Origin of the sequence: Methylomonas sp. EFPC1 (assembly GCF_016925515.1) — a bacterium.
GTDB classification, from domain to species: domain Bacteria; phylum Pseudomonadota; class Gammaproteobacteria; order Methylococcales; family Methylomonadaceae; genus Methylomonas; species Methylomonas defluvii.
This window is the reverse complement of record NZ_CP070494.1, coordinates 2352290-2365630: the sequence shown is the minus strand read 5'-3', so window position 1 is coordinate 2365630 and position 13341 is coordinate 2352290. Positions and strand designations below refer to the sequence as shown.

15 protein-coding genes are annotated in these 13341 nt (G+C 52.1%); 2 read left to right on the top strand and 13 right to left on the bottom strand.

Annotation, left to right across the window (positions count from 1 at the left end):
* Positions 1-38 precede the first annotated feature (38 nt).
* Positions 39-701 (top strand): class II aldolase/adducin family protein, encoded by a 663-nt coding sequence (locus tag JWZ98_RS11055; RefSeq protein WP_205454287.1) that lies wholly within the window; start codon positions 39-41, stop codon positions 699-701.
* A gap of 37 nt (positions 702-738) precedes the next feature.
* Positions 739-993, top strand: a complete 255-nt coding sequence (gene grxC / locus JWZ98_RS11050; protein ID WP_033158647.1) for a glutaredoxin 3 — start codon at positions 739-741, stop codon at positions 991-993.
* A gap of 150 nt (positions 994-1143) precedes the next feature.
* Here grxC and JWZ98_RS11045 read toward each other — a convergent pair whose 3' ends face one another.
* The 13 genes from JWZ98_RS11045 to JWZ98_RS10985 form a co-directional block, all read right to left on the bottom strand.
* A complete protein-coding gene (locus JWZ98_RS11045) occupies positions 1144-1722 on the bottom strand; it encodes a PilZ domain-containing protein (protein WP_101052410.1) in 579 nt (192 codons plus the stop codon).
* A gap of 86 nt (positions 1723-1808) precedes the next feature.
* The gene (locus JWZ98_RS11040; RefSeq protein ID WP_101052409.1) at positions 1809-2999 is read right to left on the bottom strand and encodes an O-succinylhomoserine sulfhydrylase; all 1191 of its coding nucleotides are present in this window, start codon (positions 2997-2999) and stop codon (positions 1809-1811) included.
* 11 nt (positions 3000-3010) lie between these two features.
* The gene (purF, locus tag JWZ98_RS11035; RefSeq protein ID WP_101052408.1) at positions 3011-4519 is read right to left on the bottom strand and encodes an amidophosphoribosyltransferase; all 1509 of its coding nucleotides are present in this window, start codon (positions 4517-4519) and stop codon (positions 3011-3013) included.
* A 12-nt stretch (positions 4520-4531) separates the two neighbouring features.
* A complete protein-coding gene (locus JWZ98_RS11030) occupies positions 4532-5050 on the bottom strand; it encodes a CvpA family protein (RefSeq protein ID WP_171695309.1) in 519 nt (172 codons plus the stop codon).
* 28 nt (positions 5051-5078) lie between these two features.
* The gene (locus tag JWZ98_RS11025) at positions 5079-5918 is read right to left on the bottom strand and encodes an SPOR domain-containing protein (RefSeq protein ID WP_205454286.1); all 840 of its coding nucleotides are present in this window, start codon (positions 5916-5918) and stop codon (positions 5079-5081) included.
* Between the two features lie 11 nt (positions 5919-5929).
* On the bottom strand, positions 5930-7195 hold the full coding sequence (folC, locus tag JWZ98_RS11020; RefSeq protein ID WP_205454285.1) for a bifunctional tetrahydrofolate synthase/dihydrofolate synthase: 1266 nt from the start codon (positions 7193-7195) through the stop codon (positions 5930-5932).
* A gap of 11 nt (positions 7196-7206) precedes the next feature.
* Positions 7207-8145, bottom strand: a complete 939-nt coding sequence (accD, locus tag JWZ98_RS11015; protein WP_033158654.1) for an acetyl-CoA carboxylase, carboxyltransferase subunit beta — start codon at positions 8143-8145, stop codon at positions 7207-7209.
* Positions 8146-8169: 24 nt separating this feature from the next.
* On the bottom strand, positions 8170-8973 hold the full coding sequence (gene trpA, locus JWZ98_RS11010) for a tryptophan synthase subunit alpha (RefSeq protein ID WP_033158655.1): 804 nt from the start codon (positions 8971-8973) through the stop codon (positions 8170-8172).
* Complete coding sequence (trpB, locus tag JWZ98_RS11005) at positions 8970-10172, bottom strand: tryptophan synthase subunit beta (RefSeq protein ID WP_033158656.1); 1203 nt, start codon at positions 10170-10172, stop codon at positions 8970-8972. Before trpB ends, trpA begins: the two co-directional genes overlap by 4 nt.
* Before the next feature lie 5 nt (positions 10173-10177).
* Positions 10178-10798 (bottom strand): phosphoribosylanthranilate isomerase, encoded by a 621-nt coding sequence (locus JWZ98_RS11000; RefSeq protein WP_033158657.1) that lies wholly within the window; start codon positions 10796-10798, stop codon positions 10178-10180.
* A gap of 119 nt (positions 10799-10917) precedes the next feature.
* Positions 10918-11679, bottom strand: coding sequence for a DUF2231 domain-containing protein (locus tag JWZ98_RS10995; protein WP_033158658.1), 762 nt, complete (start codon positions 11677-11679; stop codon positions 10918-10920).
* A gap of 52 nt (positions 11680-11731) precedes the next feature.
* Positions 11732-12757, bottom strand: coding sequence for an FAD:protein FMN transferase (locus JWZ98_RS10990; RefSeq protein ID WP_033158659.1), 1026 nt, complete (start codon positions 12755-12757; stop codon positions 11732-11734).
* 15 nt (positions 12758-12772) lie between these two features.
* A complete protein-coding gene (locus JWZ98_RS10985) occupies positions 12773-13339 on the bottom strand; it encodes a hydrolase (protein ID WP_033158660.1) in 567 nt (188 codons plus the stop codon).
* Positions 13340-13341 lie beyond the last annotated feature (2 nt).

The window sequence follows — 13341 nt, the reverse complement described above, 5'->3', positions numbered from 1 at the left end:
TGGTTGGATAAAAATAAATCTTAAAACACATTATAAGAATGGAAAACGGATTGAGCGAACTGGAAGGTGTTATTAAATATCGCCTTGATCATCAGCATGGCGAGTTCTCGGCAGACATTGATATCAGCGAACTCAACGCCTGGCGCAGCCTGTTTTATCGCTTGCGGCTGATTGGGCAAATCGCCGAAAAATACGCTGGGCTGGGATTTGGCAATATCAGTCGACGCTTGGCTCCCGGTGGTCAGGCGTTTTTGATCTCCGGCACACAAACCGGACACTTGCCGGTCCTTAACAAGCAACACTATGCGCTGATCGAAAGCGCATCGCCGGAACGTAATACCATCAAGTCGCGCGGCTTATCTCAACCGTCCTCGGAAGCACTCACCCACGCCAGCGTTTATCGTCAACACCCGGCAATTGGTGCCGTGATACATGTGCACTGCCCGGAGTTGTGGTTGCAGACCGACCGGCTGAATCTGGCTTTTACTGCGGCAGACGTGCCCTACGGCACCCCGGAAATGGCCAACGCCGTTGCCGAGTTATTTACCTCAGGTAGACTGCAACAAACTGGATTATTCAGCATGCTTGGTCACGCTGACGGGATTGTGGCATTTGGCGCGACCTTACCCGCAGCGTCCTGCTTATTAATCGAGGAACTCGCCAAGGCCATGACTATTGAGCAAAAGCAGCCGTCGCTTTAGAATACCTTCATTCATTAGCATTTATTAATTTTTTCTCATGCCGGAAATTATCATTTACACCGCGAAGCTCTGCCCGTATTGCACCATGGCAAAAAAACTTTTTGATCGCAAAGGCGTCGGCTATACGGAAATCAATGTGGATGCCGAACCTGGACTACGCCAGCAAATGATGGAAAAAACCAAACGTCGCACGGTACCGCAAATCTATATCGGTGAGCGGCATATTGGGGGGTTTGATGATTTGCATGCGCTGGATATGAGCCACGAACTGGATCCGCTATTAAACGCTTAAGCAGGTCAGCACGGGTTTTGACATGAATTTTTGGACTCGTTTCTAACTAAATGAGTCCAACTGCGATATACATATTCGTATTGTGCACGTTAACGTCTGGCCCAAAACTCCCCAGAGCGAATGAACCGGCGCAAGCGGGTTAACCTGACTTTATTTAACGATGACCAATTGCAGACCAAGGCGAGTGGTCAGCTCGTTGCTCTCGACCCAAACCACTTTGCCCAAAGCGCTCAATCCCAGTTCAGCAGCCAACAACTTAACCGGAGCATTGACCTTAATACAGGAATGATGACCGCTTAATTTCAGGCACATACCCTGTACCGAACGATTCACACCTTCCACGTTGAATCGCTCCTTGTCGATAAACAATTCGGCTTTAAACGCTTCGAGTTTGCGGTAACCGCACCGCTTGCGCCAGAGTTTGTGGGCGTTATGCACGACATCCCGAAACTCCAGGCCCATCATGATGCGGTTGCGTTCCCTTTTAACCCAAACAATATCCACCTCGCCGGCCAACATTAATTCGGCGACAAATATTTCAGCTTGCCGGTCTTCGTTCAGCAACGCTTCGAAATCCTGGATAGTGGTGAGCAAATCGCCAGGACTGACTTCGACCATCGCGCCTTTCAGCGACACATCGTAGCAATTTAACTGCAAGGTTTCGCCACCCACAAACAGTTGGCCTTCCGCGTTAAAGTTTTTTCGGTACTCTTTTCTATCCTGAAACATGATCGCAATCTCTCTATAACGTCGGTCAAAGATAGCTTAATTTTGGATTTGCGTGGCGAGACAGCAGGCTTGACCGAACCGCACCATCAGCAATTTGTCAGTCCGTTAAGCAAATCGGCCTTGATGTCATCGACATTTTCCAAACCCACCGAAATTCTCACCAAGCTGTCTTTGATTCCAGCCTCGGCGCGCGCTTCCGGCGTCAACCGGCCATGTGTGGTAGTTGCGGGATGGGTGATAGTGGTTTTGACATCGCCTAGATTCGCCGTGATCGACAACATGCGTGTCGAATCAATCAACTGCCAGGCGTGATCTTTGCCACCTTGCAATTCGAAACTGACCACTGCGCCGAAATGCGTCTGTTGGCGCTTAGCCAACTCGTGCTGGGCATGCGATTCCAATCCGGGGTAATGCACCTTGGCTACGGCCGGTTGTTGCTCCAGCCATTTGGCCAGCTCGAACGCATTATCGCAATGCGCTTTCATGCGTAACGCCAGCGTTTCCAGTCCCCCTAAAAACACCCAGGCATTGAACGGACTCATCGTCGCACCGCCGGTACGCAGATAGGGATACACGTATTTTTCGATCAATTCTTCGTTGGCTACCACCGCACCGCCGACGCAACGCCCTTGGCCATCGATGTATTTGGTCGTGGAATGCACTACCAAATCGGCGCCCAAGGTCAATGGCTGTTGCAAGATTGGCGTGCAGAACACGTTGTCGACCACCAAGAGCGCACCATGCCGATGGGCTATATCGGCTATGGCCCGAATGTCGGCGATTTCAATTAAAGGATTGGACGGCGTTTCCAGAAACAGAAACCGGGTATTGGGCTTAATCGCCGCTTCCCAGGCCGCCGGATCGGTCAAGCTGACGAAATCGGTCTCGACGCCAAATTTGCCGAAATAATTTTGGAAAGTCAGTACCGTGTTGCCGAACACACTGCGCGAACATACTACATGGTCGCCGGCCTTCAGTAGAGCCATGCCGACCGCCATGATCGCGGCCATTCCCGACGCAAACGCCAAGCAACGCTCGCCTTTTTCCAGATACGCTAAACGCTCCTGAAACGCGCTGACGGTCGGATTGGTGAAGCGTGAGTAGATATTGCCGGGTTGCTTTCCGGTAAAGCGCAGCGCCGCTTCCTCAGCCGATTTGAACACATAGCTGGAGGTTGCAAATATAGGAATGCTATGTTCGTCTTCGTGAGTACGCTTGTGCCCAGTGCGGATGGCCTGAGTTTCTGGGGCATAATCTTGCCAATCAAATTCACTCATTTCGGGTCCTGTTACTTTGCAACCTGCATCTCTATGATAAAGCTGCTGCTGTTGCGCAATTCCTGCGCATTGTCATTGCGCAAGGCTTCGATGCGCGCCAGATAAGCATCGTCGATATCGCCGGTAATGTAATCGTGGCTGAAGCACGAGGTATCGAAATGCTTGATGTCCGGATTACCTCTACCGACCGCTTCGATCAGATCGTCCAAGCTTTGATAAATCAGCTTATCCGCGCCCAAGGCCTGGCAAATTTCCTCCTCGGTACGGTCGTGCGCTATTAACTCATGCGCGGCCGGCATATCGATGCCATAGACATTGGGATAACGTACGGGTGGCGCTGCGGATGCAAAATAAACTTTCTTGGCACCGGCATCGCGGGCCATCTGAATAATTTGTTCGGAAGTGGTGCCGCGCACGATGGAGTCGTCCACCAGCAATACATTCTTGCCATCGAATTCCAGTGAAATCGCATTCAGTTTTTGCTTGACCGACTTTTTGCGCATTTTTTGTCCAGGCATGATGAAAGTCCGGCCGATATAGCGGTTTTTCATAAAGCCTTCGCGAAACTTCACACCCAAGTCATGGGCAATCTGCGACGCAGCGGTGCGACTGGTATCCGGAATCGGAATCACCACGTCGATGTCGTGGTCCGGCCATTCCCGCTGAATTTTTTCCGCCAGTTTTCTGCCCATCCGCATTCTGGCTTTGTACACCGAAATATTGTCGATGATCGAATCCGGCCGGGCGAAATACACATATTCGAAAATACACGGGCAATGATCGACTAATTCGGTACATTGCCGGGTATGTAACTGGCCGTCCGCTTCGATAAACACGGCCTCGCCCGGCTCGATGTCGCGTATCAATTGAAAATCCAGCACGTCCAGCGCCACGCTTTCGGAAGCGATCATGTAATCAGTGCCATCCTCGGTTTTGCGTTTGCCGAACACGATGGGCCGAATACCGTGCGGGTCGCGGAAACCCAATACGCCGAAACCGGCAATCATCACCACTACCGCGTAAGCGCCGCGAATCCGCTTATGTACCGCGCTAACCGCTTGAAACACATCATCCACGGTTAGTTTGAGTTTGCCGAATTGCGCCAATTCATGCGCGAATACGTTCAACAATACTTCGGAATCTGAATCGGTATTGATGTGACGTTGGTCATCCATGAACACCTGATATTTCAGTTCTTCGGTATTGGTCAGATTGCCGTTGTGCGCCAAGGTCAAACCGAACGGCGAGTTCACGTAAAAAGGTTGGGCTTCAGCCGAACTGGTGCAACCGGCGGTCGGATAGCGCACATGGGCAATGCCCATATTGCCTTTCAGCTTCATCATTTGCTTGCTGGAAAATACATCCCGCGCCAAACCGTTATCCTTACGCAAATGCAAACGGCTACCGTCGCACGTGACAATACCGGCGGCATCCTGACCCCGGTGCTGAAGTACCGTCAGGGCGTCGTATAAATCCTGATTAACACTTTGATTGGAAACAATAGCGGCAATACCACACATAGCAGACCCAAGTTATCGATAATGGATGTAATCCGCCAAACCGGTCGGCATGTGGGTTTTCAACCACATCGCCAAGGCTTGGAACGGAGGAATGAGAAGGGATTGTTTCCACCAGGGATCTTCCGGCAACGGCGTTAGCCCGGCCAGCATCACCAACAAGGAAACCAGTACCGCCCCCCGGGCAATACCGAATAACATACCCAGCAGACGATCACTACCGGTCAAGCCGGTCTTCTCGATAAGCTGACTCAGCAAAAAACTGATTAAACTACCCAAAATTAAGGTGGCGAAAAAAAGCAACGCGAACGCGGCGGCGATTCTGGCCGAAGGATAGCTGATGGTCGATTGCAACAATACCGAAACATCCCGGCAGTACTGCGTTGCCACCCATACGGCCACTATCCAAAGCACCAATGCAAACGCTTCTTTAACAAATCCGCGCAGTAGGCCCATTATCGCCGAAATCAAGATAATGGAGATGACGACGTAATCCACCCACAGCAACTTGGCCCATGGTACAAAATCCAACATGGTCTAGCCGGCTAAATCAAACAAACGACTATTCGTCCGCCGAAACAAAACTGTTGACGTTAATTTGCGCCAATTTGGCTTTAACTGCCTGGGCCTTGGCTTTATCGACGATAGGCCCTATGCGAACTTTAAACACAGTACCTTTATCGCTGGCTACCTCCCTTACCGATGCGGCGAAACCTTGTTGCTTGAGATTATCTTGCAAACTGACTGCGTTGGTTTTTTGACTGAACGTACCCACCTGCAAATACCAGCGATTGCTGTCCTCGGTAGCGGCAGCCGGTGCTTTGCCGGCCGCGGTAGCCACTGGTGCCTGAGCCGGAATTGCCGCCACCTCTGTTTTAGGTTCAGGTAATTTGTTAACCGGTTTAAGCACTTTCGGCGTTGGACTCACCGCTTGTAAAGGCTGGACGGCAGGCACAGGCGATTTGCTCGGTTTAGTGAGGACTGCCGGCGGCACATCTTCCGCTTCAGCAGGTTCTTCATCGACTTGCGCGACCGCCGCCGATGGCGCAGCGGGTTTGGCGGCCGGCAGACTGCGTGGCGCCGGCGCGGTCTCTTTGGCAGTCAATTTAACCTGCGGCTTGGGCGCTTCCAACTCGGCTTCCGATTCGTCTTCTTCCAGCACTTTCATCGTTTGTTTGGGCGCAGTCTCGGCCGGCAGAGTTTCCGCTACCTCTTCAACTTTTTCCGGCAAAGGCATGATTTCCACGTCCTGAGCCTTGGCAGGCAGCTCGGGGATTTTCAATTCATTGATGCTTTTGCCGGTTTCGTCTATCGGGTCGTCAAATAACATTGGTACGAAAATCGCCGCCAACGCGGTAATCACCGCCGCACCAATCAATCGCTGCTTTAACTCTTGATCCATTCTGATCACCTCTAAGAAAATTTCGATAAATATTCGGATACTAGAAAAAAAGAACCAAAAATCAAAAGCAAGTCGTCCTGTCCGGTATTTTGCCGGGCGGCTTGAAATGCCTCGGTAAAATCGGTAAAACCGCTACGGACATTATCCAGGCCTTGTTGCTGAAAAATGGTTTCTAACATATCCGGAGTTGCAGCGCGAGGATTAGCAAGTGGCGCTAAATACCACGTAGCCACTTTGTCGCGCATCATGTTCAATACGCCGGCAATATCTTTATCCCGCATCATCGCAAAAACTGCATGTATTCTGATCTCGGGGAAGTATTCAGACAAATAGTTGATTAATGTTTGCACAGCCTGCGGGTTGTGTCCGACATCAAGCAAAATGCGCGGCGCGCCGGCAATCAACTGAAAACGTCCTGATAGCCGGGCACTTTCCAAGCCTTGCCGAATTGCATCGTCACTGACCGCTAATATCGGCTGTAGGGTGTTTATAGCCATTATCGCCGCGGAAGCATTTCGATATTGGTGTTCGCCCTTAAACGCCGGCGCCGGCAAGCGATCTATTTGCTTATCCGCAGAGCGCCATTCCCAGCTATCACGCTGTTTTTGATAACTGAATTCGCTGTCCATTTGCAGCGCAATGGCTCCGACTTGCGAGGCTACTTCGACTACTGAGCGTGGCGCTTGCGCATCGCCGATTATAGCCGCCACACCGGATCTAAAAATGCCGGCTTTTTCCCGACCGATGGCTTCTTCGGTATGCCCCAGCCAATCCACATGATCAAGTGCTATCGTCGTCACAATCGCTGCATCGGGGTCAATAATATTCACCGCATCAAGTCTGCCGCCTAAACCGACTTCCAGTAACTGAATATCCAGATCTGCCTCGGCGAAAATACCCAAGGCTGCCAACGTGCCAAACTCGAAATAGCTCAAACTGGTCTCGCCGCGCGCCCCATCAATGCGGGTAAAAGCATCGCAAATCAAAGCATCCTCGACCGGCACACCATCAATACGAATGCGTTCGTTATAGCGCAAAATATGCGGCGATGTGTAGGCGCCAACCCGGTAGCCCGCGGCCCGATAAATCGCTTCCAGAAACGCCACGCAGGAACCCTTGCCGTTGGTACCGGCAACGGTGATGGTTAGCGGTTTTTTTTGTTCGGGATTAAGCTGCCGATATACGCCGGCAACTCTTCCCAACCCTAAATCGATAGGCCGAGGATGTAGTTTTTCCTGCCAATCCAACCAGGCTTGCAGCGAATCAAAACGTGTCATTTCGACCGTATTTATTCCTGAGACTGCAGATTATCGCTCTCACCCTGATTGCTTAATGGCTCGCTGGTGGCAATCACTCCGACCACGTCGGCGCTGCTGCCGGCGCACATAATAGCCAGGATGCTGGCTATTTTATCGCGCATCTCGCGACGATCAACGATCATGTCTATGGCCCCGTGTTCCTGCAGAAATTCGCTACGTTGGAAGCCTTCCGGCAATTTTTCCCGCACCGTTTGTTCGATGACTCGCGGGCCGGCAAAGCCGATCAAAGCATCCGGTTCCGCGACGTTAATATCGCCCAACATCGCCAGACTGGCCGACACCCCCCCCATGGTGGGGTCGGTCATGAAGGAAATATACGGAATCCCGGCTTCGGCTAGTTTGGTCAAGGCCGCGCTGGTTTTGGTCATTTGAAACAGCGAGAACAAAGACTCCTGCATTCTGGCACCGCCACTGGCAGTAAAGACGATGAACGGCACACCCAAACGCAAACTTTCGTTGACGCCACGCACGAATCGCTCACCAACCACCGAACCCATCGAGCCGCCCATGAAACCAAAATCAAACGCCGCAGCAACGATACCGACACCTTTAAGTGTGCCCTTCATCACCACCAACGCATCGTTTTCGTTGCTTTGTTTTTGCGCCTGACTAATCCGGTCTTTATAGCGCTTGCTGTCCTTAAATTTCAAAGGATCGCTGGGCTTTAATCCAGCACCGATTTCTTGACATCCATCTTCATCCAAAAACATATTCAGGCGTTTGCGCGCCGAAATGCGTAAATGGTGATCGCATTTTGGGCAAACGCTTAAGTTTTTCTCCAGCTCGGCGTTAAACAAAATCGCATCGCAACGCGGACATTTATTCCACAAGCCTTCCGGCACGGTGGTTTTCTTCTGCGAGGATTCGGTTCTGATGGCAGAGGGAACCAGTTTTTCAAACCAACTCATTCGGTGTAGTCTCCGCTTGAAAGCTTAAACATCCATGGCTGCGCGCATGGATTTCAATAAAGTGATGATCTCATGCTTGGCTCGCTGAGGATCATCGAGATTCGCTTCTATTTTACTGATCAACGCGCTACCCACCACGACGCCGTCAGCAATCGCGGCGATGGTTTTCGCCGTATCGGCATCTTTAACACCAAAACCAACCCCAACCGGCAGTGCAGTATTCTGGCGAATGAGTTGCAACTTTTCTTCGACATCGGCGGTATCCAGATGGCCGGCACCCGTGACGCCTTTCAGAGACACGTAATACAAGTAACCGCTGCCCACTGCATCCATTTTCTGGATCCGTTCAGCATTGGTGTTCGGCGCTAATAAAAAAATTTGATCGATGCCGCGGTCGCGCAGCATGCGAACACAAGACTCGGATTCTTCCGGCGGCAAATCCACCGTCAATACGCCATCAACCTCAGCGCGCTGTACGGCATTCGCAAAGTCTTCGTAACCCATGATTTCAATAGGATTTAAATAGCCCATCAACACCAATGGGGTGTCCTGATCGGTTTTACGAAACTCCATGGCCATGCTCAATACTTTCCGCAAGCCAACATGATGAGATAAAGCCCGCTCGCTGGCGCGTTGTATCACTGGTCCATCAGCCATTGGATCGGAGAAAGGTACGCCTAGCTCGATCACGTCGGCACCGGCTGCCACCATTTCATGCAGCAGTGGTACGGTAAATTCCGGATAAGGATCGCCGGCTGTAATAAAAGGGATCAAGGCTTTGCGCCCGGAGGCTTTTAATTCAGCAAATTTATTGGCTAAACGGCTCATAGACTGATGCCCTCGCGTTGCATAATGGTGTGCATGTCTTTGTCGCCGCGTCCGGACAGGTTGACGATAATAATTTGATCCTTGCGCATGGTGGGCGCCAGTTTCATCGTGTAAGCCATCGCGTGGCTGGACTCCAACGCCGGGATAATGCCTTCCATTTTGGTCAGAGCATGGAAGCCTTGCAGCGCCTCATCGTCGGTAATATTCGGATATTGAGCGCGGCCGGTATCTTTCAACCAGGCGTGCTCCGGGCCGACACCGGGATAATCCAGACCGGCGGAAATCGAATGGGTTTCAATAATCTCACCGTCGTCGTCGGCCATCAGATAGGTGCGATTGCCGTGCAATACGCCGGGTCTGCCGGCCGATAACGGCGCGGAATGACGACCGGTTTCGATGCCGTCGCCGGCAGCCTCGACACCATACATCTTCACGTCGGCATCGTCGATAAACGGATAGAACAAGCCAATGGCATTGGAACCGCCACCAACGCAAGCGACTAAGGCGTCGGGCAATTTGCCGGCTTGATCCAGGCATTGTTGGCGCGCTTCTCGGCCTATCACGGCCTGGAAGTCACGGACCATGGCAGGATAAGGATGCGGACCGGCTACGGTACCAATAATGTAAAACGTATTATCGATATTGGTCACCCAATCGCGCAAAGCTTCGTTCAGCGCGTCTTTGAGAGTTTTGGAACCCGACTCGACCGGCACCACGGTGGCGCCCAACAACTTCATCCGGTAAACATTCAAGGCTTGGCGCGCGACATCGACAGCGCCCATATACACTACGCATTCCAAACCCAGGCGCGCAGCTACAGTGGCAGTTGCAACGCCGTGCTGGCCAGCGCCGGTTTCGGCGATGATACGAGTCTTGCCCATGCGCTTCGCCAGCAGAGCTTGCCCAACAGTGTTATTTACCTTGTGCGCGCCGGTGTGATTGAGATCTTCACGCTTCAGATAAATCTGCGCACCGCCCAGATGCTGGCTCCAGCGTTCGGCGTGATACAGCGGCGACGGCCGGCCAACATAATCGCGCAGATCCGCATCCAGCTCGGCAATAAACTCCGGATCCAGCATATAGCGCTGGTAGGCTTCGTTCAGTTCGGTTATGGCCGGCATCAGCGTTTCCGCAACAAAAATACCGCCGTAAGGCCCGAAATGGCCCCGGGTATCCGGCATATCGTATCTTTCTGTCATAGTTCTCAAGTCGCTTGATTAGTTATTCTTATGAAAGCAGCCATTTTCGCCGCATCCTTGATGCCTTTCCCGGCCTCAACACCGCTGCTGACATCCAGCGCATACGGTTTTACCGCTTTAATCGCTTCCCCGGCATTTTCCGGTATCAATCCACCCGCGAGAATGATCGGCAAACTGCGGGCCTTTGGAATCAAATCCCAGTCAAAACTGCTACCGCTGCCGCCCTGCACGCCCGGATGATAAGCATCCAACAGTAACCCGGCCGCATCGTGGTACTGCTGTTGCAATCCTACGACGTCGGTATCGGATTGCATGCGAATGGCTTTGATATACGACTTATCGTAAATCCGGCAATCCTCAGCAGGCTCGTCGCCATGAAATTGCAGGCAATCCACCCTTACTTTATTCAATACTTCGCGGATCAAAGCCGGCTCAGCATCGACGAACAAGGCTACCACGTTAACAAAAGCTGGCAACGCTCTACTGATGCTTGCGGCTTGTTCAATACTGACGTTTCTTGGACTAGGCGAATAAAACACCAACCCAATCGCGTCGACGCCCAAATTGGCCGCATAAAGCGCATCCTCCACCTGGGTAAAGCCGCAAATTTTAACGCGGGTACGCATCGAAAGCCTCATAAAAAATGGCGGCGTAGAATAACACAGGTATCCGATATGTCATGTCCGCGCCAATAAAAAAAGGCTGACCCTTGTCAGCCTTCGTCCGGTGGCTCCTCAGGTGGGCGTCAATGCGCATGATCATGGTCGTGATGATGACCGGCAGCGCCATGCGGCGTTTCATCCTGATGGCTATCTTCCGGATTCAAATCTTCAATTTCGGTTTCCTCAGACGTTGCAGGCACATTCAGCGGCGCAACGCCCTCGTGTTCATGGGCCAGTGCTGCCGCGCGATTGACCTGATCTGCCGCTTGCACGGACACACCATGCTTATAAACCATAAGCCCACCCAGATCGGCGGTAAAAGCCAGCAAAGCCGATAAAATCGCCGCCAGTAATAAAAACAGTGTGTTTGCCGGTCCGGCTATCAGCCCTTTACTCAGCAAGCGCCAAGCTGACAGCAGCGCGGCCAGACTCAATACCGAGATACCCAGATGTTCGTGATGCTCCATAATCTCGTGAACATCACCACCATGCGCCACACTCGCGGCAGCCACCAAACCCGCCGCCACGGTAAGCGCGGCAAACACAGTACCCAGATACAAAAATGCACCGGCAATCTGCCGCCATTCCGAGCGATTCGCCAAGCTGCCGATCAAATCCAATGTAAAGAACAAGGTCAGCAACGCAATCGGAAAATGCACCAACAAGGGATGAATATTTTCTAAAGCCGCAACGCCCGGTAACACACTATTAAAACTTTCCGACGGAGATTGGCGCACCAGCATTTCCAGGAAGGACAATAAGTTCTCCACCCCGCCGGCCACTCCGCCGCCGTTGTCGCCGCCACCATGCACGGCGAACGTCAAGTGATCGTTTAGACCCCACATAAAATCTCCCCCGATTTAGTTTTGCGCGGATACTACCACGATAGAACTAAGCCTAGTTAATCGTCACTTGGGTGGACATGGTCAAGGCTCTAGTTTTACTTTCCAAAAACTCGGTGCCTTGCTGCTGAATAAACATCACCTGCAATTTCTCGGCATCGGCAAGTTTCATCCCCTCTTCCTGCCCCAGGCATAACAAAGCGGTAGACCAGGCATCGGCGATAGTCGGACTTTCATTAAACACACTGACCGCCACTAAATCGTGGGTAACCGGCGCACCGTTGCGGGCATCAAGGATGTGGCTGTAACGTTTACCTTTGACATCGAAATAATGCCGATACGTGCCGGAAGTCATCACCGACATCGGGCTGTCTTTGGGCAAGGTCACGACCTTATGCATTTTTTGTTCGCCCGGCAGCGGTTTTTCTACCGCAATCCGCCAAGCCTTGCCGTCCGGTTTGCTACCCAGCGCTTTCAACTCGCCGCCTATTTCCACCAAGTAGTTTTGGATACCCATAGCCTGCAGCGCATTGCTGATTTTCTCTACGCTGTAACCCTGGGCTATCGACGACACATCGACACGCAAGCTCGGCAGTTTTTTTGATATATGGCTATCGTCCACCAACTGCAACTTGTCCATGCCGACATTCGCCAAAGCGGCCTGTAACGTTGCATCGTCGGGAATAGTCAAATCATCACCCATGAAGCCCCACAGCTCGAACAAAGGTTTGATCGTCAAATCGTAACACCCCTGGCTCAGGGCGCTGACGTTCTGCGCGATTTTAACCAAAGCCACGATTTCCTCGCCTACTGGCTGAGCTTCGGTCGAAACGTTGGCATTGAACTGCTCGATTAGCGAGTCAGGTCGGTAATTGGATAAGGTTTTATCCAAATCCAGGAAAACCTTTTCAACTTCAGCGGTGATTTGCGCCTCGTCCAGGGCTTGCGGCGCCCAATAGCTAATATGGTAAGTGGTCCCTTGCGCAAAACCGCTAAACGTATGCAGCGGCGGCAGCGGCTCCGCACAACCTTGTATCAGCAACAGTCCCAGTAAGACCGCGTTCCATCCCTTCCGTAGCATTGATCCCCCGTGGCACTAGCGCAAAAGCGCCGAAATAGTTTTGAAATGACTATGCCGAGCATCCCGCAACCATTCGAACAACACGGATTCGTGACAACTCAACGTAACACCTTGCTGCTGCATGCGCTGCAAGGCGTAATCTTTGTGCAGGACTTGGCGCGAGCAAACTACATCCGCCAACACATGCACTTGATAGTTTGCACTTAACAATTCAAGCGCGGTTTGCAACACGCACACATGCGCTTCCTGACCGATTATCACCACTTGCTGCCGACCGGTGTCAGCCAAGGCTTGCTTGAAACCGTCCGCAGCGCAACAAGAAAAACCGGTTTTATTGAAAATCCGGGCACTGCCGGGCAAACACTCACCAATATCTGCTTGAGTAGGCCCTAGCCCTTGCGGATACTGTTCTGTCAACAACACCGGCACATCCAGCAGTCCGGCCGCTCGCAATAAACGCTGGCCGTGTGTAAGCATCTGCTGCAAGTCTGTAACGGGCATCGCCGCCGACAAACGCTGTTGAATGTCCACCACCAGCAACACGCTGTTGTCTGCCTCCAGTAAATTAGGATGCGTCGCCATCG

Coding starts and splice junctions, on each gene's coding strand:
- JWZ98_RS11025 (WP_205454286.1), bottom strand. CDS start 5,918: ATGGATCAAGAGTTAAAGCAGCGATTGATTGGTGCGGCGGTGATTACC.
- JWZ98_RS11055 (WP_205454287.1), top strand. CDS start 39: ATGGAAAACGGATTGAGCGAACTGGAAGGTGTTATTAAATATCGCCTT.
- grxC (WP_033158647.1), top strand. CDS start 739: ATGCCGGAAATTATCATTTACACCGCGAAGCTCTGCCCGTATTGCACC.
- purF (WP_101052408.1), bottom strand. CDS start 4,519: ATGTGTGGTATTGCCGCTATTGTTTCCAATCAAAGTGTTAATCAGGAT.
- JWZ98_RS11000 (WP_033158657.1), bottom strand. CDS start 10,798: ATGCGTACCCGCGTTAAAATTTGCGGCTTTACCCAGGTGGAGGATGCG.
- trpA (WP_033158655.1), bottom strand. CDS start 8,973: ATGAGCCGTTTAGCCAATAAATTTGCTGAATTAAAAGCCTCCGGGCGC.
- JWZ98_RS11030 (WP_171695309.1), bottom strand. CDS start 5,050: ATGTTGGATTTTGTACCATGGGCCAAGTTGCTGTGGGTGGATTACGTC.
- folC (WP_205454285.1), bottom strand. CDS start 7,195: ATGACACGTTTTGATTCGCTGCAAGCCTGGTTGGATTGGCAGGAAAAA.
- JWZ98_RS10995 (WP_033158658.1), bottom strand. CDS start 11,679: ATGTGGGGTCTAAACGATCACTTGACGTTCGCCGTGCATGGTGGCGGC.
- JWZ98_RS11040 (WP_101052409.1), bottom strand. CDS start 2,999: ATGAGTGAATTTGATTGGCAAGATTATGCCCCAGAAACTCAGGCCATC.
- JWZ98_RS10990 (WP_033158659.1), bottom strand. CDS start 12,757: ATGCTACGGAAGGGATGGAACGCGGTCTTACTGGGACTGTTGCTGATA.
- JWZ98_RS11045 (WP_101052410.1), bottom strand. CDS start 1,722: ATGTTTCAGGATAGAAAAGAGTACCGAAAAAACTTTAACGCGGAAGGC.
- trpB (WP_033158656.1), bottom strand. CDS start 10,172: ATGACAGAAAGATACGATATGCCGGATACCCGGGGCCATTTCGGGCCT.
- JWZ98_RS10985 (WP_033158660.1), bottom strand. CDS start 13,339: ATGGCGACGCATCCTAATTTACTGGAGGCAGACAACAGCGTGTTGCTG.
- accD (WP_033158654.1), bottom strand. CDS start 8,145: ATGAGTTGGTTTGAAAAACTGGTTCCCTCTGCCATCAGAACCGAATCC.